Below are 22,759 nucleotides of genomic sequence, written 5' to 3'. Positions count from 1 at the left end.
CTTTGATTAAAACCGGTTTGATTTCAAGATTGCGGCGCGGTTTGCTCCAATTCGATTGCCGCCGCCAAGAGCGACAGGCGCGCCATTACGCCGTACACATACAGCCGGTTGTGTTCGTTGTCGATGTCGCAGTCTTTGCCGGAACGGGGCATACCGAGCGAATCCCATTGCTCGAACACGCGTTTGCAGGCTTCGGGAGCCTCTTCCGAATCGTCACCGTTGCCGGTCGGAATGCTGTTGGAAAGCGGCACAAACACCATGCCGCCTGCATTCAGGTTTTCATCCGCGCCTCGGCCTTCGTGTACGCGGAAAAAGCCTCCGATGACAAACCGGTCCATCATATACACAACCGGTTCGGACACTGCGCCGTTTAAGGTTTCGTATGTATAAATACCTTCTTGGACAATGACTTCGGTCACTTCCAAGCCTTCTTTGACTTTGGCCATTTTGTTGCGGTTTTTGCGGTTGAGTCCGCGCACTTCGTCGGCGGATTTCACGCTCATCACACCCATGCCGTAAGTACCCGCATCAGCCTTGACAATCACAAACGGCTTGTCGGTGATGCCTTTTTCGTCGTATTTGGCCCGGATTTTCGCCAATACGCGCTCTACGGCTTCCGCCAATGCGTCTTCGCCCTCGCGCTCTTGGAAATCCAAGCCGCTGATTTTTTCAAAGTAAGGATTGATGTCCCATTCGTCGATGTCGATTAACTTGGCAAAATCGGCGGCCACTTGGTCGTATGCGGCAAAGTGTGCCGTCTTGCGGCGGGATGTCCAACCGCCGTGCAGCGGCGGCAATACGGTTTGCTCAATGCCTTTTAAAATTTCCGGAACACCTGCCGACAAGTCGTTGTTCAGCAAGACTACGCAAGGTGAGAAGCCGTCGGCCAGATGGACGCGCCCACGGGTGCGCAGCAAGGGCTCGAGCAAAATAGTATTGCCCAAGGCCGTCTGCAATTCGGCCGGCTCGGTGACTTCGGGATTCAAGCTGCCCAAGCGCACTTCATAACCTGCAGAGCGTAAAATTTCAGCCAGCGCATAGACGTTTTGCAGATAAAAGGTATTGCGGGTATGGTTTTCGGGAATAATCAGCACTGATTTCGCCGCTTCGCAGGCACGCTGCACCGCATCTTGCGCCGCCACCGCCGCCAGCGGGATAAAGTTCGGATTCAGATTGTTGAAGCCGCCCGGAAACAGATTCATATCAATAGAAGAGATTTTATAACCTGCATTGCGGATATCGACCGAACCGTAAAACGGCGGCCGGTGCAGGCTCCATTGCAAACGGAACCAGTTTTCGATTTTGGTGTGGTTGGCTAGGATTTTCGCTTCAAATGATTGGAGCTGCGCCAAATGCTCGCTGGCGATAACCGGTAGTTTCATACTGCTAACCTCTGTTTGTTGGGCAATTCTCGGACATATGTGAATAATAGTGCCTTTTTTCAAGAGTCGGCAAGTTTCTTTTTGCACCGGCGCAAAAAAGGAAAGGTTTAAAAAATTATACAAAATGTCTAAAATTTTATAGAATATTGTCAACAATATAAGAAATTAAAAAAATTAGACAAAATCTGTTGCAAGAAAGTTTTAATGCGTCTAATATTCTGCCATCAAACCAACTACTGCCAATGCAAAGAACCATCATGAGCGCACAGACCCTTTACGACAAACTTTGGAACAGCCACATCGTCCGCGAAGAAGAAGACGGCACCGTATTGCTGTATATCGACCGCCATCTGGTGCACGAAGTCACCAGCCCGCAAGCCTTCGAGGGCTTGAAAATGGCAGGCCGCAAGCTGTGGCGCATCGACAGCGTGGTTTCCACCGCCGACCACAACACGCCCACCAACGATTGGGACAAAGGCATCCAAGATCCGATTTCCAAGCTGCAGGTGGACACTTTAGACAGCAATATCAAAGCATTCGGCGCGCTGGCGTATTTCCCGTTTAAAGACAAAGGCCAAGGCATTGTCCATGTGATGGGGCCGGAACAAGGTGCCACCCTGCCCGGCATGACCGTGGTTTGCGGCGACTCGCACACTTCCACCCACGGCGCATTCGGCGCATTGGCGCACGGCATCGGCACTTCCGAAGTGGAACACACCATGGCCACCCAATGCATCACCGCCAAAAAATCCAAATCCATGCTGATTAAAGTGAACGGCCGTCTGAAAACGGGCGTGACCGCCAAAGACGTGGCACTGTACATCATCGGCCGAATCGGCACCGCCGGCGGCACGGGCTATGCCATCGAGTTCGGCGGCGAAGCAATCCGAAGCCTTTCCATGGAAGGCCGCATGACTTTGTGCAACATGGCCATCGAAGCGGGCGCGCGCAGCGGCCTGGTTGCGGTGGATCAAACCACGATTGATTATGTAAAAGGCAAACCGCTCGCCCCCAAAGGCGAAGATTGGGAAAAAGCCGCGGCTTACTGGCGCACGCTGGTTTCCGACGAAGGCGCAGCCTTCGATAAAACATTCGAATTCGACGCGGCCGACATCGAGCCGCAGGTAACGTGGGGCACCTCGCCCGAAATGGTGCTCGGCGTAGACGGCAAAGTGCCCGACCCCGCCGACGAGGCCGATCCGGTCAAACGCGGCGGCATGGAACGCGCGCTCGAATATATGGGACTGACCGCCGGCACGCCGCTGAACGAAATCCCCGTTGACGTGGTGTTCATCGGCTCCTGCACCAACAGCCGCATCGAAGATTTGCGCGAAGCCGCCGCCGTGGCCAAAGGCCGTCTGAAAGCCGCCAATGTAAACCGCGTATTGGTGGTACCCGGTTCGGGCTTGGTGAAGGAACAGGCCGAGCAAGAAGGTTTGGACAAAATCTTTATCGAAGCCGGTTTCGAATGGCGCGAACCGGGCTGCTCGATGTGCCTCGCCATGAACGCCGACCGTCTTGCCCCGCAAGAACGGTGCGCCTCCACCTCCAACCGCAACTTCGAAGGCCGCCAAGGCAACGGCGGGCGTACCCATCTCGTCAGCCCCGCAATGGCCGCCGCCGCCGCCGTAACCGGCCGCTTTACCGACGTGCGCAGCCTTGTATAAACTCACTCAAAGCAGGCAGGTATCAGTTCAGCCTGTCCCATACCGACACAAGGAGTTTGAAGATGAAAAAAATAACTTCCCTCTTATTCGCCACTGCATTGACCTTAAGCATTACCGCCTGCAGCAACACATGGCACGGTGCAAAACAAGACAGCCGTAACGCCCTGCAGGCAACCGAACGCGGCATGGAAAAAGCCGGCAACGCCACCGAAAACGCATGGGATAAAACCAAAAACGCCGTCAAACGTGGTGCAGAAAAAACCGCTGACGCAACCGAAAATGCGTGGGACAAGACCACCAGTGCTACTGAAAACGCATGGGATAAAACCAAAGCCGCAACCAAACACGGCTGGGACAAGACCAAAGAAGCCGTAACAGGCAAATAAGCCGTCTGCAAAATCGTCTGTCTGAATCAGGAGCAGCCCGATTACCCGCCTCCGACTTCCGATTATTGGAATACACATGAAAGCCTTTACCCAACTTACCGCCATTGTTGCCCCGCTCGACCGCGCCAACGTCGACACCGATGCCATCATTCCCAAACAGTTTCTCAAATCCATCAAACGCAGCGGCTTCGGCCCCAACGCCTTCGACGAATGGCGTTATTTGGATCATGGCGAACCGGGCATGGACAACAGCCAACGTCCGCTCAATCCCGATTTCTCACTCAACCAGCCCCGCTATCAGGGCGCGCAAATCCTGCTGACGCGAAAAAACTTCGGCTGCGGCTCCTCACGCGAACACGCACCGTGGGCACTCGACGACTACGGCTTCCGCGCCGTCATCGCCCCGAGTTTTGCCGACATCTTCTTCAACAACTGCTACAAAAACGGCCTGCTGCCGATTGTATTAAGCGAAGAACAAGTCGGGCAGCTTTTCCAAGAAGTCGAAGCCAACGAAGGCTATCAACTTTCCATCGACTTGGAAAAACAAAACCTGACCACCCCGGGCGGCGAAGTGTTCCGTTTCGACATTACCGAACACCGCAAACACTGCCTCTTAAACGGCCTTGACGAAATCGGTCTGACCCTGCAACACGCCGACGAAATCAAAGCGTTTGAAGCAAAACGCAAAGCCGCCCAGCCTTGGCTGTTTCATGCCTGATTGGTAATGCCGTCTGCAAAAAAAACACCGATTTGCAGACGGCATAATTGCTGCAAAAACTGCCTGAATATTCCTCTCTTTTTCCATTTTCCCATCATTAAGGAAACCGCAATGACCCAACAAATCGCTATTTTGCGCGGAGACGGCATCGGTCCCGAAATCGTGCGCGAAGCCGTGCGCGTGCTGGACAAACTGATCGAACAAGGCTTGGATGTCACATACGAATACGCGCCTTTGGGCGGGGAAGCCTACGACGAATTCGGCTCCCCCTACCCCAAATTTACGCAAAACCTCTGCCGCAAAGCCGACGCGGTCTTGCTCGGTGCGGTCGGCGGCCCGCAATACGACAATCTCGAGCGCCCGCTGCGTCCCGAGCGCGGCTTGCTGGCCATTCGCAAAGATTTGAATTTATTTGCCAATTTGCGTCCGGCTATTCTCTATAAAGAGCTGGCCAATGCCTCTACGCTGAAGCCCGAAGTCGTGGCCGGCTTAGACATACTGATTGTGCGCGAGCTGACCGGAGATATTTATTTCGGCGAGCCGCGCGGTATCCGGGTGCTGGAAAACGGCGAGCGCGAAGGCTTCAATACCATGAAATACAGTGAAAGCGAAATCAAGCGCATTGCCCATGTTGCCTTCCAAGCCGCACAAAAGCGCAATAAAAAAGTCTGCTCCGTCGGCAAAGCCAACGTTTTGGAAACCACCGAACTGTGGCGCGAAATCTTCGATGATATTGCCAAAGAATATCCGGATGTGGAACTGAGCCATATGTATGTCGATAACGCCGCCATGCAGCTTGTGCGCGCACCGAAACAATTCGACGTAATCGCTACCGGCAACATCTTCGGCGATATTTTGAGCGATCAGGCTTCCATGCTCACCGGCTCCATCGGTATGCTGCCCTCCGCCTCTTTAGATGAAAACGGCAAAGGCCTCTACGAACCTTCACACGGCTCCGCGCCCGACATCGCCGGCCAGAACAAGGCTAATCCGTTGGCAACCATTCTTTCGCTGGCTATGTTGGTGCGCTATAGCCTCAACGATGAAACACGCGCCCAACAGATTGAAGCGGCTGTGCAAAAAGTATTGCAACAAGGCTTCCGCACCGGCGATATTTATGAAGAAGGCACGCAACTTGTTTCTTGTTCGGAAATGGGTGATGCCGTATTGGCTGCTTTGTAAGTAAAAGGCCGTCTGCAAAAGTCCGTACCGCTCTAAAAGCCGTACGGACTTTTAACATTTCCATTCATTTCTTTGCTCTTCTACACCATCAAATCATTTTCAAACCTTCTATTTTCTTTTTAATATACTATTTACATTATTATTTTCTTTTTTTATTCCTTTTGTTTCGAAAAAATAAATAACAAGACACCAAACAGCCTCAAGGCCGTCTGCAAAACGGAAAATCATCTAGACAATTTGCCAGCCAAGCCAATACCTGATACGATTTGCAGCAAAGCGAAATATTTTAGGCTTGGCGTGTGTTTCGAGTTAAAACATCACAACGTCAAATCTTTGAAATCAAAGATAGCTCCTCAATTATTTTAGTTTTACGTTTTCTTTTCAACTTCACTCAGAAACGAAAACAAACGAAGCGGTCGCAAGACCAAGTCTGATACACTCAACATAAAGGATAGTAATGATGTCCACACAACCGCACGATGTTGACCCGATTGAAACACAGGAATGGCTGGACGCACTGAGCTCCGTATTGGAAGCTGAAGGCGAAAGCCGTGCACATTTCCTGTTGGAACAACTGGTGAAATACACACGCCGCCGCGGCGTTCACATGCCGTTCGACGCTACCACCGCTTATCTCAATACCATTCCGGTAGGCAAAGAGCAAAAATCTCCGGGCAACCACGAGCTGGAACACCGCATCCGTTCCGCAATCCGCTGGAATGCGGCGGCAATGGTGCTGCGTGCGGGCAAGAAAGACTTGGAGTTGGGCGGACACATTGCTTCCTTCCAATCGGCAGCCACTTTGTATGATGTCGGTTTCAATCATTTCTGGAAAGCCAAAGGCGAAGGCGAAGAGGGCGATATGGTATTCTTCCAAGGCCACGCGGCTCCCGGCATTTATGCGCGCGCGTTTGTTGAAGGCCGCCTGACCGAAGAACAGTTGGACAACTTCCGCCAAGAAGCGGAAGGTAACGGCCTGCCTTCTTATCCCCACCCCCACCTGCTGCCCGATTTTTGGCAATTCCCGACCGTATCCATGGGCTTGGGCCCGCTGATGGCGATTTACCAAGCCCGTTTCCTGAAATACTTGGATTCGCGCGGCTTGAGCAAAACCAAAGGCCGCAAAGTATGGGTATTCTGCGGCGACGGCGAAATGGACGAGCCGGAATCCCAAGGCGCAATCGCACTGGCCGCACGCGAAGGCTTGGACAACCTGATTTTCGTCATCAACTGTAACCTGCAACGCTTGGACGGCCCCGTGCGCGGCAACGGCAAAATCATCCAAGAGCTGGAAGGCAACTTCCGCGGTGCCGGCTGGAACGTGTTGAAAGTGATTTGGGGCAGCAAATGGGATGCCCTGCTGGCACGCGACACGACCAATGCGCTGAAAAAACGCATGGAAGAAGTATTGGACGGCGACTACCAGACTTACAAATCCAAAGACGGTTCTTATGTCCGCGAACACTTCTTCAATACGCCCGAATTGAAAGCACTCATCGCCAATATGTCTGACGAAGAAGTATGGGCATTGAACCGCGGCGGACACGATCCGCACAAAGTGTATGCGGCATACTACGAAGCGGTAAACAATGCCGGCGGCCGTCCGACCGTCATCTTGGCGAAAACCATCAAAGGCTACGGCATGGGCGCTTCCGGCGAAGGTCAAAACGTCGCACATCAAGCGAAAAAAATGGACGTGAAATCGCTGAAACAATTCCGCACCCGTTTTGATATTCCGGTAAGCGACGAACAAATCGAAAGCGGCGACCTGCCGTATTACCGCTTCCCCGAAGACAGCGAGGAAATGAAATACCTGCGCGAACGCCGCAACGCATTGGGCGGTTATCTGCCGCAGCGCAATCCGAACAACGAAGCCTTGCCGGTTCCTGCTTTGGAAACATTCGATGCACAGCTGCAATCCAGCGGCGACCGCGAATTTTCCACCACCATGGCATTTGTGCGCATCTTGTCTGCCTTGCTGAAAGACAAACAAATCGGCAAACGCATCGTACCGATTGTTCCTGATGAAAGCCGTACCTTCGGCATGGAAGGCATGTTCCGCCAATACGGCATCTGGAACCCGAAAGGCCAACAGTATACCCCGCAAGACAAAGACCAACTGATGTTCTATAAAGAATCGGTTGACGGTCAAATCCTGCAGGAAGGCATTAACGAACCGGGTGCGATGGCAGACTGGATTGCAGCGGCCACTTCTTACGCCAACAACCGCTACGCCATGATTCCGTTCTACATCTACTATTCGATGTTCGGTTTCCAACGCGTGGGCGACTTGGCATGGGCGGCCGGCGATATGCACGCACGCGGTTTCCTGCTGGGCGGTACTGCCGGCCGTACAACCTTGAACGGCGAAGGTCTGCAACACGAAGACGGCCACAGCCAAATCCAAGCCGACCTGATTCCGAACTGCGTATCTTACGATCCGACTTTCCAATACGAATTGGCAGTCATCATTCAGGACGGCCTGCGCCGCATGTACGTCGAAAATGAAGACGTGTTCTACTACCTGACCCTGATGAACGAAAACTATGCCCACCCTGCCATGCCGCAACGCAAAGGCATCGAACAGGAAATTCTGAAAGGCATGTACCTGCTGCAAGAAGGCGGCAAATCCGACAAGAAAGTCCAACTGATGGGTTCCGGCGTGATTTTGAACGAAGTCATCAAAGGTGCGGAGTTGCTGAAAAACGATTTCGGTGTTGAAGCCGACATCTGGTCTTGCCCGTCGTTCAACCTGCTGCACCGCGATGCAATCGAAGCAGAACGCTACAACCGCCTGCATCCGCTGGAAGAAAACAAACTGCCGTTTGTAACTGCCCAGCTGCAAGGACACGAAGGTCCTGTTGTTGCCGCTACCGACTACATCCGCAGCTTTGCCGACCGCATCCGCGCCTATATCCCGAACGACTACCACGTTTTGGGTACCGACGGTTTCGGCCGTTCCGACAGCCGCGCCAACCTGCGCCGCTTCTTCGAAGTCGACCGTTACAGCGTAGCCGTCGCCGCGCTGAGCGCATTGGCAGACCAAGGCAAAGTCAGCAAAGAAACCGTTAAACAAGCCATCGAAAAATACGGCATCCAAACCGACACTGCCCCAAGCTGGAAACGCTAACCGCAGTTTTCAGACGGCCTCTCAGACAGAGGCCGTCTGAAACGGTGTATTGTTTAAGCGGAACGCGGCAGCTTTGCCGCAGAAACCAATACGACGGCTGAAAATCGGATAACCTTCAGCCGAAGACAAGAAGCATAAAAGGAAACTCTCAATGAGTATCGTAGAAATCAAAGTACCCGATATCGGCGGTCATGAAAATGTAGACATCATCGCCGTAGAAGTCAAAGCCGGCGACACCATTGCGGTTGACGACACCCTGATTACCCTGGAAACCGACAAAGCCACCATGGACGTTCCTGCCGATGCAGCAGGTGTGGTAAAAGAAGTCAAAGTCAAAGTCGGCGACAAAATTTCCGAAGGCGGCGTGATTCTACTGGTGGAAACCGGTGCTGCTGCCGAAGCACCTGCTGCCCCGGCTCAGGAAGCCTCACCGGCACCTGCCCCTGTCGAAAGCGCACCCGCTCCGGCTGCCGCGCCTGCCGCCGCAGCAGGTACCGTAACCGTGACCGTACCCGACATCGGCGGCCACAGCGATGTGGACGTGATTGCGGTAGAAGTCAAAGCCGGCGATACCGTCGCCGTTGACGACACCCTGATTACTTTGGAAACCGACAAAGCCACTATGGACGTGCCTTCTACCGCAGCCGGCGTAGTGAAAGCCGTTTTGATTAAAGTCGGCGACAAAGTATCCGAAGGCTCTGCCATTATCGAAGTAGAAGCAGCCGGCGCACCTGCCGCCGCTCCTGCTCCTGCTGCCGAAGCACCTAAAGCAGCCGCACCGGCTCCCGCTGCCGCACCCGCACAAGCCGCTGCACCGGCCGCACCGGCTGCCGCATTCGGCAACACCCCTATTAACGAAGCTTCCTTCGTCAAAGCCCACGCCGGCCCTTCCGCACGCAAACTGGCGCGCGAATTGGGTGTCGATTTGGGCTTGGTAACCGGTACCGGCCTGAAAGGCCGGATTATGGGCGACGACATTAAAGCCTTCGTCAAAGCCGCCATGCAGGGCGGTGCGGGCAAAGCCGCACCGGCTGCCGCTACCGCATCCCTCGGCGGCGGCTTGGATCTGCTGCCGTGGCCGAAAGTGGACTTCAGCAAATTCGGTTCGGTAGAAGTAAAAGAACTGAGCCGCATCAAGAAAATTTCCGGCCAAAACCTGTCGCGCAACTGGGTAGTCATCCCGCACGTTACCGTCAATGAAGATGCCGACATGACCGAGCTGGAAGAATTCCGCAAACAACTCAATAAAGAGTGGGAGCGCGAAGGTGTGAAACTCTCGCCGTTGGCATTCATCATCAAAGCCTCGGTTTCCGCGCTGAAAGCTTTCCCGGAATTCAACGCCTCTCTGGACGGCGACAATCTGGTATTGAAAAACTACTTCAACATCGGTTTTGCCGCCGATACGCCGAACGGTTTGGTGGTACCGGTGATTAAAGATGTGGATCAAAAAGGCCTGAAACAAATCAGCCAAGAATTGACCGAATTGTCGAAAAAAGCCCGCGAAGGCAAGCTCAAACCGCAGGAAATGCAAGGCGCATGCTTTACCATCTCCAGCTTGGGCGGCATCGGCGGTACCGGTTTTACCCCGATTGTGAACGCACCGGAAGTCGCCATTTTGGGCGTGTGCAAATCACAAATGAAACCGGTATGGAACGGCAAAGAGTTCGAGCCGCGCCTGATGTGTCCGCTGAGCCTGTCGTTCGACCACCGCGTAATCGACGGTGCGGCAGGTATGCGCTTCACCGTGTTCTTGGCCAACCTGTTGAAAGACTTCCGCCGTATTACCCTGTAATGGTTTTCAGACGGCCTTTGAATATTAATATCCGTTCAGGCCGTCTGAACATAAACGGGAAGGATGTTTGATGCAATGTGAAAAATCCCGTCATTTTGCCGGCAAAACAGCCTGACGGAGCCGCATTCCCTGCAAAACCAATCCCTATACGGTAACACGGATTTTTCAGACGGCCTTTATGAGCTTCAGGCCGTCTGAAACGGAATAATCAAAGAAAGATGCAAAATGAGCTTAATCGAATTGAAAGTGCCCGACATCGGCGGCCATGAAAATGTGGACATCATCGCCGTAGAAGTCAAAGCGGGCGACACCATCTCCGTTGACGACACCCTGATTACTTTGGAAACCGACAAAGCCACCATGGACGTACCTGCCGAAGCCGCAGGCGTGGTGAAAGAAGTGAAAGTTAAAGTCGGCGACAAAATCTCCGAAGGCGGCGTGATTCTGGTAGTTGAATCCGCCTCTGCCGCAGAGGAGCCAAAAGCCGAAGCCGCGCCTGCCGCCGCTCCGGCACAAGAAGCCCCGAAAGCAGTCGCAGCCGCACCGCAAGCCGCTGCATTCAGCGGTAACGCCGATGCGGAATACGACGTAGTGGTATTGGGCGGCGGACCGGGCGGTTATTCCGCTGCCTTCGCCGCAGCCGACGAAGGTTTGAAAGTTGCCATCGTGGAACGCTTCTCCACCTTGGGCGGCGTATGCCTGAACGTAGGCTGCATTCCGTCCAAAGCACTGCTGCACAACGCCAACGTAATCGACGAAGTGCGCCATCTTGCCGCCAACGGTATCAAATACCAAGAGCCGGAACTGGACATCGATATGTTGCGTACCTACAAAAACAACGTTGTCGGCCGCCTGACCGGCGGTTTGAACGGCATGGCCAAAGCACGCAAAGTAGATGTCATCCGCGGTAACGGCCAATTTGTCGGCGCGCACCATATCGAAGTCGCCCTGACCGAAACCGGCGAATACGATGCACCGCTGGTAGAAACCGGCGAAAAACGCACCATCCAATTTAAAAACGCCATTATCGCCGCGGGCAGCCGCGTGATGAACCTGCCGTTTATCCCGCAAGACCCGCGCATCATCGACTCTACCGGCGCATTGGCACTGAAAGAAGTACCGGGCAATATGCTGATTATCGGCGGCGGCATCATCGGCCTCGAAATGGGTACGGTTTACAGCACTTTGGGCACCCGTCTGGAAGTAGTGGAAATGATGGACGGCCTGATGCAGGGTGCAGACCGCGACTTGGTGAAAGTATGGCAGAAAGCCAACGAACACCGCTTCGACCGCATCATGACCAACACCAAAACCGTAGCCGTAGAAGCACGCGAAGACGGTATCTATGTAACGTTTGAAGGCGAAAACGCACCTGCCGAACCGCAACGCTATGATTGCGTGCTGGTGGCTGCCGGACGTGCGCCAAACGGCAAACTCATCGGTGCAGAAAAAGCCGGTGTCGCCGTTACCGAACGCGGTTTCATCGAAGTCGACAAGCAAATGCGTACCAACGTGCCGCACATTTACGCCATCGGCGACATCGTCGGCCAACCGATGTTGGCGCACAAAGCCGTACACGAAGGCCACGTTGCCGCCGAAAACTGTGCAGGCCACAAAGCCTACTTCGATGCGCGCGTCATTCCGGGTGTAGCCTTTACTTCACCTGAAGTAGCATGGGTCGGCGTAACCGAAACCTCTGCAAAAGCAGACGGCATTAAAATCACCAAAGCTACCTTCCCGTGGGCAGCTTCCGGCCGTGCGATTGCCAATGGCTGCGACAACGGCTTTACCAAGCTGATTTTTGATGCCGAAAGCGGCAGAATCATCGGCGGCGGTATCGTCGGTCCGAATGGTGGCGACATGATCGGTGAAATCTGTTTGGCGATTGAAATGGGTTGTGATGCCGAGGACATCGGCCGCACCATCCATCCGCACCCGACCTTGGGTGAATCCATTGGTATGGCTGCGGAAGTGGCTTTGGGCGTATGTACCGACCTGCCGCCGCAAAAGAAAAAGAAATAATGTCATAACAGTTTGCAACAAAAAACTGTAAGCATTATTCATTAAAAGGCCGTCTGTAAATTAACTTTTTACAGACGGCCTTCCTATATCTTTGCGTTATCTTGGTCTTTTATAGTCATTTAAAATAAGAATGATACAGCGTTACTTTGCCTTGCCGTACTATGTGTACTGTCTGCGGCTTCGCTGCCTTGTCTCATTCTTATTTTATTCGACTATAACTTCAATTTAAGAGAAATTCTGTTTTGGCTTTTGATGAGTTCAGAAAAAAGACAATGAAACCCAACAAACGCTTTGCAGCTCCCTCGCCACAGCACGTTCTTTTTTAAGATAAAGTGAAATATAACCATACCTCACTTTATCTTAACTTTAAGCGTGCGGATTCATCAGATTTTCCGGCGACAGAATACGGTCCAGCTCTTCTTCGCTCAACAGACCGCGCTCCAAGACCACTTCCCGCACGCCTTTTCCGGTTTCGGCGCAGATTTTTCCGACAACATCGCCATTGTGATGGCCGATATACGGATTGAGATAAGTCACCAAACCGATGGAGTTGAATACATAACGCTCGCAGATTTCCCGGTTTACCGTAATCCCGCTGACGCATTTTTCCGCCAAATTAACGCTGGCGTTACCCAACAGCGAAATGGTCTCAAACATACATTGGGCGATAACGGGTTCCATCACATTCAGTTGGAGCTGTCCTGCCTCTGCGGCAAAAGTAATGGCTGTATCATTGCCGATTACTTTAAAGCAGACTTGGTTGACAACTTCGGGAATCACGGGGTTGACTTTGGCCGGCATGATTGATGAGCCTGCCTGCATTTCCGGCAAGTTGATTTCTTTCAAGCCGGCTCGCGGGCCGGAGGAAAGCAAGCGCAAGTCGTTACAGATTTTCGAGAGTTTGACGGCGGTGCGTTTCAATGCACCATGTACCATCACATAAGCACCGCAGTCGGAAGTGGCTTCAATCAGGTTGGGCGTGAGCGTACACGGCAAGCCGCTGACGGCTGCCAGTTTCTCAACCACCAAAGCTGCATAACCTTTCGGCGTGTTGACGCCGGTACCGATGGCGGTTGCCCCCAAGTTGACTTCCAACAATAAAGCACGGGTACGGTCGAGATTGAGGATTTCTTCGTCCAATAATACTTGGAACGATAAAAACTCCTGCCCTGCCGTCATCGGCACAGCATCCTGAAGCTGGGTACGCCCCATTTTCAAAATATCTTTAAACTCTTCTGCTTTGGCGGCGAAGGCATCGCGCAGCACACGCAGTTTGTCGAGCATTTCTCCAATGCTGTAATATACCGCCAAACGGAAGCCGGTAGGATAAGCGTCATTGGTAGACTGGCTGGCATTGACATGATCCATCGGGTTTACGATGTCGTAACGCCCTTTCTCATGACCCAGAATTTCCAAGGCCAAGTTTGCAATCACTTCATTAGTGTTCATATTTACCGATGTACCGGCGCCGCCCTGATAAACATCAGAAGGAAACTGATCCAAACAGCGGCCTTTGAGCAATACCTCGTCGCAGGCTTGTTCGATGGCGGCGGCAATTGCAGACGGCACTGCACCCAATTCCGCATTGGCTTGCGCGGTCGCTTTCTTAACCATTACCATGCTGCGGACAAACAGCGGCACATCGGCAATTTTTTGTGTAGAAATATTAAAATTTTCCACTGCTCGCAAGGTATGGATTCCCCAGTAAACGTCTGCAGGAATTTTACGCTCGCCCAGCAGGTCGTGTTCAATACGGAACGTCATGTTTTCCCCTGTCGGTTGTTACGATATAAATAATATAACGATAGCCGACTATACAGAAATTGTCTATCCTGTTTTCGGCCTATCGCTCTCCGATATTACGCTGCTTTCCGCTATAATAGCGTTTTTCAGACGGCATATCCTGACTCATGAGCAACCTGACCGCACTGTTACAGCAAAAAATCAGCCATTCCGACTATCGCGACATGATTATCCGCCACAGCAAAGATTTCAGCAGCGGAGAAATCCGGCTGTTGGAAGAAATCCTGCAACGCTTCGGATTTGACGTTGTTCAGGAACAAGCCCTCGCCCAAACCGTTTTACAGCAGGCGCGCTTCGATCCCGATGCTTTCCATATCGACAGCGACGATGAAGACGTAACCGGCGTCTGCCCGCACTGCATCAATCCTCCCATGCCGCCGCTGCGCGATTATCTGCAATGGCGCGAACAGAGAAGCTGAGCTGATTTATCCGCCCGAAAGCCGTCTGCATTTTCAGAGAAACCGCGAACCATGTTACAAACCGACAACCTGACTGCACCGCAACCGCAACGCATCATCAGCGCACAAAACATCTCCAGCCAAGAAGAACTTTTAGAGCGCGCCCTACGTCCGAAAACGCTGGAAGACTATATCGGGCAGCGCAAAGCCAAAGAACAATTGGCCATTTTTATCCAAGCCGCCAAAAAGCGGGGCGAAGCACTCGACCACACCCTGCTTTTCGGCCCGCCCGGTTTAGGTAAAACCACGCTGGCGCACATCATCTCGCGCGAGCTGGGTGTCAACCTGCGCCAAACCAGCGGTCCTGTATTGGAACGCGCCGGCGATTTGGCGGCATTGCTGACCAATCTCGAACCGCACGATGTGTTATTTATCGATGAAATCCACCGCCTAAGCCCCGTTGTCGAAGAAATCCTCTATCCGGCAATGGAAGACTACCAGCTCGACATCATGATCGGCGAAGGTCCTGCCGCCCGTTCGGTTAAAATCGATCTGCCGCCGTTTACCCTTATCGGCGCTACCACCCGCGCCGGTATGCTGACCAACCCCTTACGCGACCGTTTCGGCATCGTTTCCCGCTTGGAGTTTTACGAAAACCGCGATTTGGCCACCATTGTCAGCCGCTCCGCACAACTTTTGCAGTTGGAAATGGGTGAAGAAGGCGCAATGGAAGTGGCCAAACGCAGCCGCGGTACGCCCCGTATCGCCAACCGCCTGCTGCGTCGGGTGCGCGATTATGCCGAAGTCAAAAACGGCGGCATGATTGATGCCCCAACCGCCGATGCCGCCCTGAGTATGCTGGATGTCGATCATCAGGGCTTGGACGTGATGGACAGAAAATTTTTAGAAGCGGTTTTATATAAATTCAGCGGCGGGCCGGTAGGTTTGGAAAACATTGCCGCCGCCATCGGCGAATCGACCGATACGATTGAAGACGTTATCGAGCCGTATCTGATCCAACAAGGATTCCTGCAACGCACCCCGCGCGGCAGAACGGCTACCGAACGCGCCTACGCCCACTTCGGCCTGCAGTACGACAAGTAACCGGAACATGCGCCATACGGCCAAGCAGCAATGCCGTATTTTGTTGCATGAAATGACTATAAAACTTTATAGTCATTTAAAATAAGAATGATACAGCGTTGCTTTGCCTTGCCGTACTATGTGTACTGTCTGCGGCTTCGCTGCCTTGTCTCATTCTTATTTTATTCGACTATAATCAAACTCTAATCCGCTCAAAACATCTGCCTTCCGCATCCATTCCATCGCAAAAGGCCGTCTGCAAATTCAATTTTGCAGACGGCCTTATTCCGTTATCCTACATCATCATGCCGCATTTGCCACCAACCATGCGGCCGCGGCAGCCAATGTAAACGCCAGCGCAAACTTCCCTGCTCCGGCAAAACGCAATACCGGCAGCTTGCCTTCCAATTCTTTATAACCGGTCAGCATCGGCGTAATCAGATTGTGTTTTTTCACAAACTTATAAATCAGAATCGTTACAACGTGTACCGCCGCCAATGCCGCCAACAGATTGAAAAAACCGATATGGATTGTACGCAATGCCGAACCCGTATCTGCGCTGACCCAGCCGTTCAAATAGCCGTTATTGGTAAAAGTATTCTCATCGGACGCAAACAGGCCGGTCGTTACCTGCACCGCCACCGCCACCAATAATGCCAACACCATCAATGCGCCGACAGGATTGTGTCCGGGCTGCTCGTTTTCCGAAAGCCCGCCTTTGAGATAACGCAGCATTTGTTTCGGCCCGCGTACAAAATTCGCAAACCTTGCCGTATCGCTGCCCCACACACCCCAGCAAATACGGAACACCAGCAAGGCCAGCACCAACACTCCGCACCGCAAGTGCCACACCAGCAGATTGCCGCCCGCCTGCGCGCTGTACCACATAAACACCACCGCAACCGCCAACAGCCAATGGAAAAGCCGCGTAGGCAAATCCCACACCTTGATTTTCTGTTTCATTATCGCGTACTTTCTTATAATATGTTTGAAATCAGACATATTCTAACAAATTTTCCGGCCGCGCCATGACCTTCTTTTCTCCATCTTATTGTCCAAACAGCGAAAGCCGCCATTTGCAGACGGCCTTACAGTTTCCCGACGTGTTCAAACCGCGCCAAGAAGAAAGCCACAAAGGAACATTCGGCACACTGGCAGTTATCGGCGGCACATCAGGCATGAGCGGAGCCGTCGTATTGGCTGCTACGGCGGCAATGTACACCGGCTGCGGCAAAACATGGGCGGCATTCAACCAGCCGCAATTGCCGTTTGCCGTGATTCCCGAACGCCCCGAAGTAATGCTGGCCACCGCCGAAACCTTGATACGGCGCAACGACATTGATGCCTATGTCGTCGGCTGCGGCTTGGGTTTGGACACTCAGACCGAACATTTACTGTCTGCCCTATTGACCGCTGCCCGAGGCAAACCGCTGCTGCTGGATGCCGACGCGCTTACTTTGCTGGCCAAGCCGTCTGCAATCCGACAACAGGCAGCGGAACACGGCAAACTGATCTTAACCCCCCATCCGTCCGAAGCCGCACGTTTGTTGGGCATTTCCACCGAAGCAGTGCAATCCGGCCGCGAACACGCCGTTCAAACCATCAGCCATACCTTCAATGCCGTAACCGTACTCAAAGGCAGCCGCAGCTTGGTTGCCGCGCCCGAGCAGCCCCTTTACACCAACACCAGCGGCAATGCAGGCTTGGCAACGGCTGGCAGCGGAGACGTGTTAAGCGGCATAATCGGCAGCCTGCTGGCACAAGGCATACCCCTTCTGCAAGCCGCACAAGCCGGCGTATGGCTGCACGGCGCGGCGGCGGACCTCCTGCGCGACAACGGCATCGGTGAAGCCGGTATGTTGGCCGGTGAAATTGCTCCGGCCGCCCGCTGGCTGAGAAACCGCCTGATTCATTCGTCAATCTGACAGCCATGCCGTTTCCCAAGCATAGCGGATTCATGAGAAATCGGAATAGGGAATCTGCCGTACTTTTTTTGATTTGAAACCGATGAAAGCTGTTGGTTTGGTTATTTCTTACCTTGATGCGGTTGTAAACTGTGTATTCCCGCCTTAAACGCAAGAAAAAGCCGTCTGCATATTCAGACGGCTTTTTTGCTAACGATAAACCCGTTGCGGGAAATCGTCAACATATCAATATCCCGCATTTTGCAGACGGCCTTTTCGCCTAAAAATGCCTCTTTTACCCTGCACCCAAACCATCAAACACTTCACCCCTTATGATGAATTTACGGCAGACGGTGGAGGCGGTGTGGTTGACATCGGTATGCCGGCGCTCGACGAGTTGTGCGGTTAAAAAGTACGCCCTATTCGCTTTGTTGCAATTCTTCCGGCGTATTGTAGTTGACAAAATCTCCGTCCGAATCGAAATGTACCACGCGGGCGCGCTGCTGCTGCAACCAGCCGCGCAAAGTCCGCATACCCGAATAGAGATAGGGAATGGCACTCTGCAAAATCTGCGGACGGATAAACATGATGCTGTATTGCGGGCGCACGGGCGTTTCCACATAAAACGCATTACACAGCGGCGTGCGGCGTGCCATTTCCAAAAAACGTGCCACCAAATCGGGCGGCAGTTCCGGCATATCGCACGATACAATCAGCAGCCAATCCGCCTTAGCCAGTTGCAAATCATTGGCAGCGGTACACAACGCCGCCAGCGGCCCCAAGTGCTGCCATTGCCGCGCATCGGCGAAAACATGCGGGCTGCGCTCGGCATAGGCTTCCAAATTACGGTTTGCGCTGATGGCAATGTGGTCTACCTGCTGCCTGATACGCCCGATAACATGATCGATTAAGGGTTTGCCGCGCAGGGGCAGCAGTCCTTTATCCGTACCGCCAACCCGCTTGCCCTGCCCGCCCGAAAGTATCAAGGCGTAAATTTTCATTGCATTCTGTTCCATATCTTACCGCCTTTTTGCAGACGGCCTGATGCGCTCAACCGGCAGCGTTGCCCATCTTTTCCGCCATTCATGCCGTCTGCAAAATCCAATTTAAGTTTCATTTAAAATGAATTTTATCTAACGAGATTTTACACTAATTCCGCCCGCTTTCCACAACAAAAACACATTTTTTTACACAGCCCGAATTATTCCGAAGACGGCAACCACCCCTCCGGAGCGCAAACCCGAATACTCTTGCTGCACCGTTCTCCCATCGTTGCGATAAAATCTGCACGCCATGTTTACAGCTCTCCGCCTCGGCTTTTACAATTCCCGTATTTCCCTATTTTTCCGTCTGTTTGCAGACGGCTTTTACCGTTTCCAAACCGAAGCGTCTGCCAGAAAGACAACGCATGATCCAAAACCGCCAATCCCTCAGCCTTTCCGCCCGGCTCAAGCTGCTGACCCTGCTGTGGGTCGGCTCCGCCCTGTTTTCCGTGGTCTTGACGCTGCTTTTGTCTTGGCGTTTGGAAAATGCAGCCGCTGCCATCAATGATGCCGGCAGCCTGCGGACACAAACCTACCGGCTGACCTATACGGTCAGCCACGATGCTTCCGGCCCGCAAATCAACCGCCAGATTTTAGAATTCGAGCAGACACTGGCCGCCATCAACAAAAGCGATTTGGTTCACCCGCTGATTCCCTCGCATACGCCGCTCTCCTACGATTTAATCCAATCCATGCTGCTTATCGATTGGCAAAACAACATCCGCCCCTCGCTGTTGAACCGCGAATTGCCCAGCCAAATCGACCTGTACCGCTTTACCGGCAATTTGGAATTGTTTATCCAAGCCCTCGAGCACGCCAGCGAGAAAAACTCACTGTGGCTGCGGCGTTTCCAAATGGCATTGGTTTTCATGATATTGTTGGCGGCAGGCTCGATGATTATGCTGCACTATGCGTGGATTATCCGTCCGCTCGAAACACTGCGCGAAGGCGTACAAACCATCAGACGCGGTGGCTTCGGCGTGGCTATCCCAACCGACCATATTCGCGAATTTGCCCAAGTCAGCCACGGGTTTAACCAAATGAGCAGCCGCCTGAAAACACTCTACACCGACTTGGAAGGACAAGTTGCCCGCCAAACCGCCGATCTGGCGCGTCAAAACCGGGACTTGGCCCTGCTTTACCAAACCACGCGCGACCTGCACCAAATCCGCCAGCCCAAACAAGCCGCCGAAGAGTTTTTGGCCCGCACCGTTCCTGCCGTTTCCGCTTCCGCCGGCTGCGTCCGCCTGCTGCACGCCGAACGCGGCCGTACCGGCTTGACCGCCTCATTCAATTTGCCTGAAAACGCCGCTCCCGATTTCCCCTGCAGCGATACTTTCCCGATTGTTTACCAAGAAGAACAATTAGGAGAACTTACCCTGTATTTTGCAGACGGCATAACCCTTACCGATGACGACCGGAAATTGCTGCACGCCTTAAGCAGCCAGCTCGGCGTATCCGTTGCCAACCACCGCTTCTCCCAAGAAAGCCGTCTGCTTGCCGTATTGCAGGAACGCAACCTGATTGCCCAAGGTCTGCACGACAGCATCGCGCAAACGCTGACCTTTCTCAACCTCCAAGTTCAAATGCTGGAGAGTGCGTTTCGTGCCGGCCAAAAAGAACAGGTTGAAGAAAATATCCGTTTTATCAAAGACGGCGTACAAGAATGCTATGACGATGTCCGCGAGCTTCTGTTAAACTTCCGTACCAAAATCAGCAATAAAGACTTTCCCGAAGCCGTGGCCGCACTGCTGGCACGTTTCAAACAGCAAACCCAGATTGCCGTTGAAACCTCATGGACGGACGACACTGTCGCGCTCAACAACGACGAGCAGCTCCAAGCAGTCTTTATCCTGCAGGAAAGCCTGTCCAACATCCGCAAACACGCCCACGCAAGCCATGTACACATCAGCATTACCAACGAACGGGATTTTGTCCTGACCATACGCGACGACGGCATCGGTTTCGACACAAGCCGTCTGAATATTTTATCCGGCGAGCATGTCGGACTGGGCATTATGCAGGAGCGCGCACGCCGAATCCGCGCCACCCTGACCGTAGAATCCCGACCGCAACAAGGCACAACCGTTACCCTACGTTTGCCGCAATCCGAAAGAAACGCAGCATGAGCATCAAAATCATCTTAATCGACGACCATACCCTTTTCCGCAGCGGCATCAAAGCCCTGCTTTCGCGCCAAGACGACTTTGAAGTCATCGGCGAAGCCGCAGACGGCTTTTCCGGCGTCAAACTGACCGAACAGCTCCAACCCGACATCGTCCTGCTCGACCTCGATATGCCCGCCATGAACGGGCGGGAAGCGCTGGCACAAATCCTCAACACCAATCCGCAACAAAACGTCGTCATGCTGACCGTATCGGAAGACAGCGACGATCTGACCGAATGTATGCGTTTGGGCGCGCGCGGCTTTTTGCTGAAAAACATCAATGCCGACTTCCTGCTCGACAGCATCCGCAAAGCCGTAGACGGAGACAACGTCTTTTCCCCCGAAATGACCTCACGCCTCGTGCAATCGCTGATTTCGCCCGCCGCACCGCGTACCGACCGCGCGCTCTCCGCCCTGACCCCGCGCGAATTGGAAATCTTAGGCTACCTCGCCGCCGGGCACAGCAACAAAGTCATCGCCCGCCATCTCGACCTTGCAGAATCCACCATCAAAGTACACGTCCAAAATATCCTGAGAAAGCTCAACCTCGGCAGCCGCGTACAGGCAGCGGTTTACGCCGTCAACCACAACGTACCGCAACCGCAGGACATATAAATTTTCAGACGGCCTTTCGCCTATCCGCACAACAATGTGCTATACTAAACGGCTAAAATTTATCCCTTGCGGGCGGCACTTGATTTTCGGCAGTCTGTCCCTATCTCCCCCGCAACAGGATTTCCCAACAACCAACAACCTTTAAGGGCTTACGATGAGCGTAAACGTAGAAACTTTAGAAAACTTGGAACGCAAAATCATTGTGTCTCTGGCTTGGGCCGACATCAATGCAGAAACCGACAAACGCCTGAAACAAACCCAACGCCGCGTTAAAATCGACGGCTTCCGTCCGGGCAAAGCACCATTGAAAATCGTTGCTTCCATGTACGGTGCCTCCGTACAAAACGAAGTATTGAACGAACTGCTGCCGCGCGCGTTCTACGACATCGTAACCGAGCAAAACCTCCGCATCGCCGGTTTCCCGCGCTTCGACAGCGTTGAAGAACAAGACGATGAAAACACCCTGAAAGTTGCCGCCATTTTTGAAGTCTTCCCGGAAGTAACCGTAGGCGACCTTTCCGCACAAGAAGTAACCAAAGTTACCGCCAGCGTAGGCGATGCCGAAGTGGACAAAACCGTAGAAATCCTGCGCAAACAGCGTACCCGCTACAACCACGTCGAGCGCGAAGCGCAAAACAGCGACCGCGTCATCATCGACTTTGAAGGCAAAATCGACGGCGAACCGTTTGCCGGCGGCTCTTCCAAAAACTATGCCTTCGCCTTGGGTGCAGGTCAGATGCTGCCTGAATTTGAAGCAGGCGTAGTCGGCATGAAAGCCGGAGAAAGCAAAGACGTCGAAGTCAACTTCCCTGAAGACTACCACGGTAAAGACGTAGCCGGTAAAACCGCCGTATTCACCATTACCCTGAACAACGTATCCGAAGCTGCCCTGCCGGAAGTGGATGCCGACTTTGCCAAAGCCTTGGGCATCGAAGACGGCGATGTGGCCAAAATGCGTGAAGAAGTGAAGAAAAACGTCGGTCGCGAAGTTGAACGCCGCGTTGCCGACCAAACCAAAGAATCCGTTATGGACGCCTTGCTGAAATCAACCGAAATCCAAGTACCGGTTGTTTTGGTTAACGAAGAAGCCGGCCGTCTGGCCAACGAAATGAAACAGAATTTCGTCAACCAAGGCATGGCCGATGCCGCCAACTTGGATTTGCCGCTGGATATGTTCAAAGAGCAAGCAGAACGCCGCGTGTCATTGGGTCTGATTTTGGCAAAAGTAGTTGAAGAAAACAAACTCGAGCCGACCGAAGAACAAATCAAAGCCGTCATCACCAACTTTGCCGACAGCTACGAAGATCCTCAAGAAGTCATCGATTGGTACTATGCCGATGCACAACGTCTGCAAGGCCCGACTTCTCTAGCCGTAGAAGCCAATGTGGTCGACTTCGTACTGGGCAAAGCCAAAGTAACTGAAAAAGCCCTGTCTTTTGATGAGGTAATGGGTCAAGTCTAACCTTC

The 22,759-nt window shown here is 53.1% G+C and carries 18 protein-coding genes; 14 read left to right on the top strand and 4 right to left on the bottom strand.

The genetic code is table 11. The features are described from left to right. Positions 1–23: 23 nt before the first annotated feature. Positions 24–1,382 carry a glutamate--cysteine ligase gene (gene gshA, locus EL111_RS05500; protein WP_123796031.1) on the bottom strand — a complete coding sequence of 453 codons (1,359 nt, stop codon included), beginning with the start codon at positions 1,380–1,382 and terminating at the stop codon, positions 24–26. 257 nt (positions 1,383–1,639) lie between these two features. On the opposite strand from gshA, the gene leuC reads away from it, so the two are divergent. From leuC to lpdA, 7 genes are all read left to right on the top strand, one after another. Continuing rightward, the gene (leuC, locus tag EL111_RS05495; RefSeq protein ID WP_123796030.1) at positions 1,640–3,049 is read left to right on the top strand and encodes a 3-isopropylmalate dehydratase large subunit; all 1,410 of its coding nucleotides are present in this window, start codon (positions 1,640–1,642) and stop codon (positions 3,047–3,049) included. Positions 3,050–3,111: 62 nt separating this feature from the next. Continuing rightward, the gene (locus EL111_RS05490; protein ID WP_123796029.1) at positions 3,112–3,435 is read left to right on the top strand and encodes a hypothetical protein; all 324 of its coding nucleotides are present in this window, start codon (positions 3,112–3,114) and stop codon (positions 3,433–3,435) included. Between the two features lie 76 nt (positions 3,436–3,511). Next, positions 3,512–4,153 (top strand): 3-isopropylmalate dehydratase small subunit, encoded by a 642-nt coding sequence (gene leuD, locus EL111_RS05485; RefSeq protein WP_123796028.1) that lies wholly within the window; start codon positions 3,512–3,514, stop codon positions 4,151–4,153. Positions 4,154–4,264: 111 nt separating this feature from the next. Beyond that, positions 4,265–5,335, top strand: a complete 1,071-nt coding sequence (gene leuB / locus EL111_RS05480) for a 3-isopropylmalate dehydrogenase (protein ID WP_123796027.1) — start codon at positions 4,265–4,267, stop codon at positions 5,333–5,335. Between the two features lie 460 nt (positions 5,336–5,795). Next, a complete protein-coding gene (aceE, locus tag EL111_RS05475) occupies positions 5,796–8,465 on the top strand; it encodes a pyruvate dehydrogenase (acetyl-transferring), homodimeric type (RefSeq protein WP_123796040.1) in 2,670 nt (889 codons plus the stop codon). A 151-nt stretch (positions 8,466–8,616) separates the two neighbouring features. Next, positions 8,617–10,257, top strand: a complete 1,641-nt coding sequence (gene aceF / locus EL111_RS05470; protein WP_123796026.1) for a dihydrolipoyllysine-residue acetyltransferase — start codon at positions 8,617–8,619, stop codon at positions 10,255–10,257. A 225-nt stretch (positions 10,258–10,482) separates the two neighbouring features. Next, positions 10,483–12,279, top strand: a complete 1,797-nt coding sequence (lpdA, locus tag EL111_RS05465; protein WP_123796025.1) for a dihydrolipoyl dehydrogenase — start codon at positions 10,483–10,485, stop codon at positions 12,277–12,279. Positions 12,280–12,645: 366 nt separating this feature from the next. Here the strand turns inward: lpdA and aspA are convergent, their stop codons facing one another. Continuing rightward, positions 12,646–14,043: an aspartate ammonia-lyase gene (aspA, locus tag EL111_RS05460; protein ID WP_123796024.1), complete on the bottom strand. Its 1,398-nt coding sequence runs from the start codon at positions 14,041–14,043 to the stop codon at positions 12,646–12,648. A gap of 146 nt (positions 14,044–14,189) precedes the next feature. Between aspA and EL111_RS05455 the strand changes: the two genes are divergently transcribed. Next, positions 14,190–14,501 (top strand): hypothetical protein, encoded by a 312-nt coding sequence (locus EL111_RS05455; RefSeq protein ID WP_123796023.1) that lies wholly within the window; start codon positions 14,190–14,192, stop codon positions 14,499–14,501. A 51-nt stretch (positions 14,502–14,552) separates the two neighbouring features. Then, entirely contained in the window at positions 14,553–15,584 is a 1,032-nt protein-coding gene (gene ruvB / locus EL111_RS05450) for a Holliday junction branch migration DNA helicase RuvB (RefSeq protein ID WP_123796022.1), read from the top strand. A 282-nt stretch (positions 15,585–15,866) separates the two neighbouring features. Here ruvB and EL111_RS05445 read toward each other — a convergent pair whose 3' ends face one another. Continuing rightward, on the bottom strand, positions 15,867–16,526 hold the full coding sequence (locus tag EL111_RS05445; protein ID WP_123796021.1) for a cytochrome b/b6 domain-containing protein: 660 nt from the start codon (positions 16,524–16,526) through the stop codon (positions 15,867–15,869). 65 nt (positions 16,527–16,591) lie between these two features. On the opposite strand from EL111_RS05445, the gene EL111_RS05440 reads away from it, so the two are divergent. Continuing rightward, on the top strand, positions 16,592–17,488 hold the full coding sequence (locus EL111_RS05440) for an NAD(P)H-hydrate dehydratase (protein ID WP_123796020.1): 897 nt from the start codon (positions 16,592–16,594) through the stop codon (positions 17,486–17,488). Between the two features lie 265 nt (positions 17,489–17,753). After that, entirely contained in the window at positions 17,754–17,876 is a 123-nt protein-coding gene (locus EL111_RS10780; protein ID WP_269471068.1) for a hypothetical protein, read from the top strand. A 10-nt stretch (positions 17,877–17,886) separates the two neighbouring features. Here the strand turns inward: EL111_RS10780 and EL111_RS05435 are convergent, their stop codons facing one another. Continuing rightward, positions 17,887–18,468, bottom strand: a complete 582-nt coding sequence (locus EL111_RS05435) for a molybdenum cofactor guanylyltransferase (protein WP_123796039.1) — start codon at positions 18,466–18,468, stop codon at positions 17,887–17,889. Positions 18,469–18,875: 407 nt separating this feature from the next. Here EL111_RS05435 and EL111_RS05430 point away from each other — a divergent pair, with 407 nt between their 5' ends. From EL111_RS05430 to tig, 3 genes are all read left to right on the top strand, one after another. Next, positions 18,876–20,639: an ATP-binding protein gene (locus EL111_RS05430; RefSeq protein ID WP_123796019.1), complete on the top strand. Its 1,764-nt coding sequence runs from the start codon at positions 18,876–18,878 to the stop codon at positions 20,637–20,639. Beyond that, a complete protein-coding gene (locus tag EL111_RS05425; RefSeq protein WP_123796018.1) occupies positions 20,636–21,292 on the top strand; it encodes a response regulator in 657 nt (218 codons plus the stop codon). Before EL111_RS05430 ends, EL111_RS05425 begins: the two co-directional genes overlap by 4 nt. A 154-nt stretch (positions 21,293–21,446) precedes the next feature. Next, a complete protein-coding gene (gene tig / locus EL111_RS05420; protein WP_123796017.1) occupies positions 21,447–22,754 on the top strand; it encodes a trigger factor in 1,308 nt (435 codons plus the stop codon). The last annotated feature ends 5 nt before the right edge of the window (positions 22,755–22,759 follow it).

Source organism: Neisseria animalis, assembly GCF_900636515.1.
GTDB lineage: Bacteria > Pseudomonadota > Gammaproteobacteria > Burkholderiales > Neisseriaceae > Neisseria > Neisseria animalis.
The sequence above is the reverse complement of the archived record's forward strand: the minus strand, read 5'-3'. Positions and strand labels throughout refer to the sequence as shown.

Excerpts from the sequence above, each read along its gene's own strand:
- gshA (WP_123796031.1), bottom strand. The coding sequence starts at position 1,382 with ATGAAACTACCGGTTATCGCCAGCGAGCATTTGGCGCAGCTCCAATCA.
- leuC (WP_123796030.1), top strand. The coding sequence starts at position 1,640 with ATGAGCGCACAGACCCTTTACGACAAACTTTGGAACAGCCACATCGTC.
- EL111_RS05490 (WP_123796029.1), top strand. The coding sequence starts at position 3,112 with ATGAAAAAAATAACTTCCCTCTTATTCGCCACTGCATTGACCTTAAGC.
- leuD (WP_123796028.1), top strand. The coding sequence starts at position 3,512 with ATGAAAGCCTTTACCCAACTTACCGCCATTGTTGCCCCGCTCGACCGC.
- leuB (WP_123796027.1), top strand. The coding sequence starts at position 4,265 with ATGACCCAACAAATCGCTATTTTGCGCGGAGACGGCATCGGTCCCGAA.
- aceE (WP_123796040.1), top strand. The coding sequence starts at position 5,796 with ATGTCCACACAACCGCACGATGTTGACCCGATTGAAACACAGGAATGG.
- aceF (WP_123796026.1), top strand. The coding sequence starts at position 8,617 with ATGAGTATCGTAGAAATCAAAGTACCCGATATCGGCGGTCATGAAAAT.
- lpdA (WP_123796025.1), top strand. The coding sequence starts at position 10,483 with ATGAGCTTAATCGAATTGAAAGTGCCCGACATCGGCGGCCATGAAAAT.
- aspA (WP_123796024.1), bottom strand. The coding sequence starts at position 14,043 with ATGACGTTCCGTATTGAACACGACCTGCTGGGCGAGCGTAAAATTCCT.
- EL111_RS05455 (WP_123796023.1), top strand. The coding sequence starts at position 14,190 with ATGAGCAACCTGACCGCACTGTTACAGCAAAAAATCAGCCATTCCGAC.
- ruvB (WP_123796022.1), top strand. The coding sequence starts at position 14,553 with ATGTTACAAACCGACAACCTGACTGCACCGCAACCGCAACGCATCATC.
- EL111_RS05445 (WP_123796021.1), bottom strand. The coding sequence starts at position 16,526 with ATGAAACAGAAAATCAAGGTGTGGGATTTGCCTACGCGGCTTTTCCAT.
- EL111_RS05440 (WP_123796020.1), top strand. The coding sequence starts at position 16,592 with ATGACCTTCTTTTCTCCATCTTATTGTCCAAACAGCGAAAGCCGCCAT.
- EL111_RS10780 (WP_269471068.1), top strand. The coding sequence starts at position 17,754 with ATGCCTCTTTTACCCTGCACCCAAACCATCAAACACTTCACCCCTTAT.
- EL111_RS05435 (WP_123796039.1), bottom strand. The coding sequence starts at position 18,468 with ATGAAAATTTACGCCTTGATACTTTCGGGCGGGCAGGGCAAGCGGGTT.
- EL111_RS05430 (WP_123796019.1), top strand. The coding sequence starts at position 18,876 with ATGATCCAAAACCGCCAATCCCTCAGCCTTTCCGCCCGGCTCAAGCTG.
- EL111_RS05425 (WP_123796018.1), top strand. The coding sequence starts at position 20,636 with ATGAGCATCAAAATCATCTTAATCGACGACCATACCCTTTTCCGCAGC.
- tig (WP_123796017.1), top strand. The coding sequence starts at position 21,447 with ATGAGCGTAAACGTAGAAACTTTAGAAAACTTGGAACGCAAAATCATT.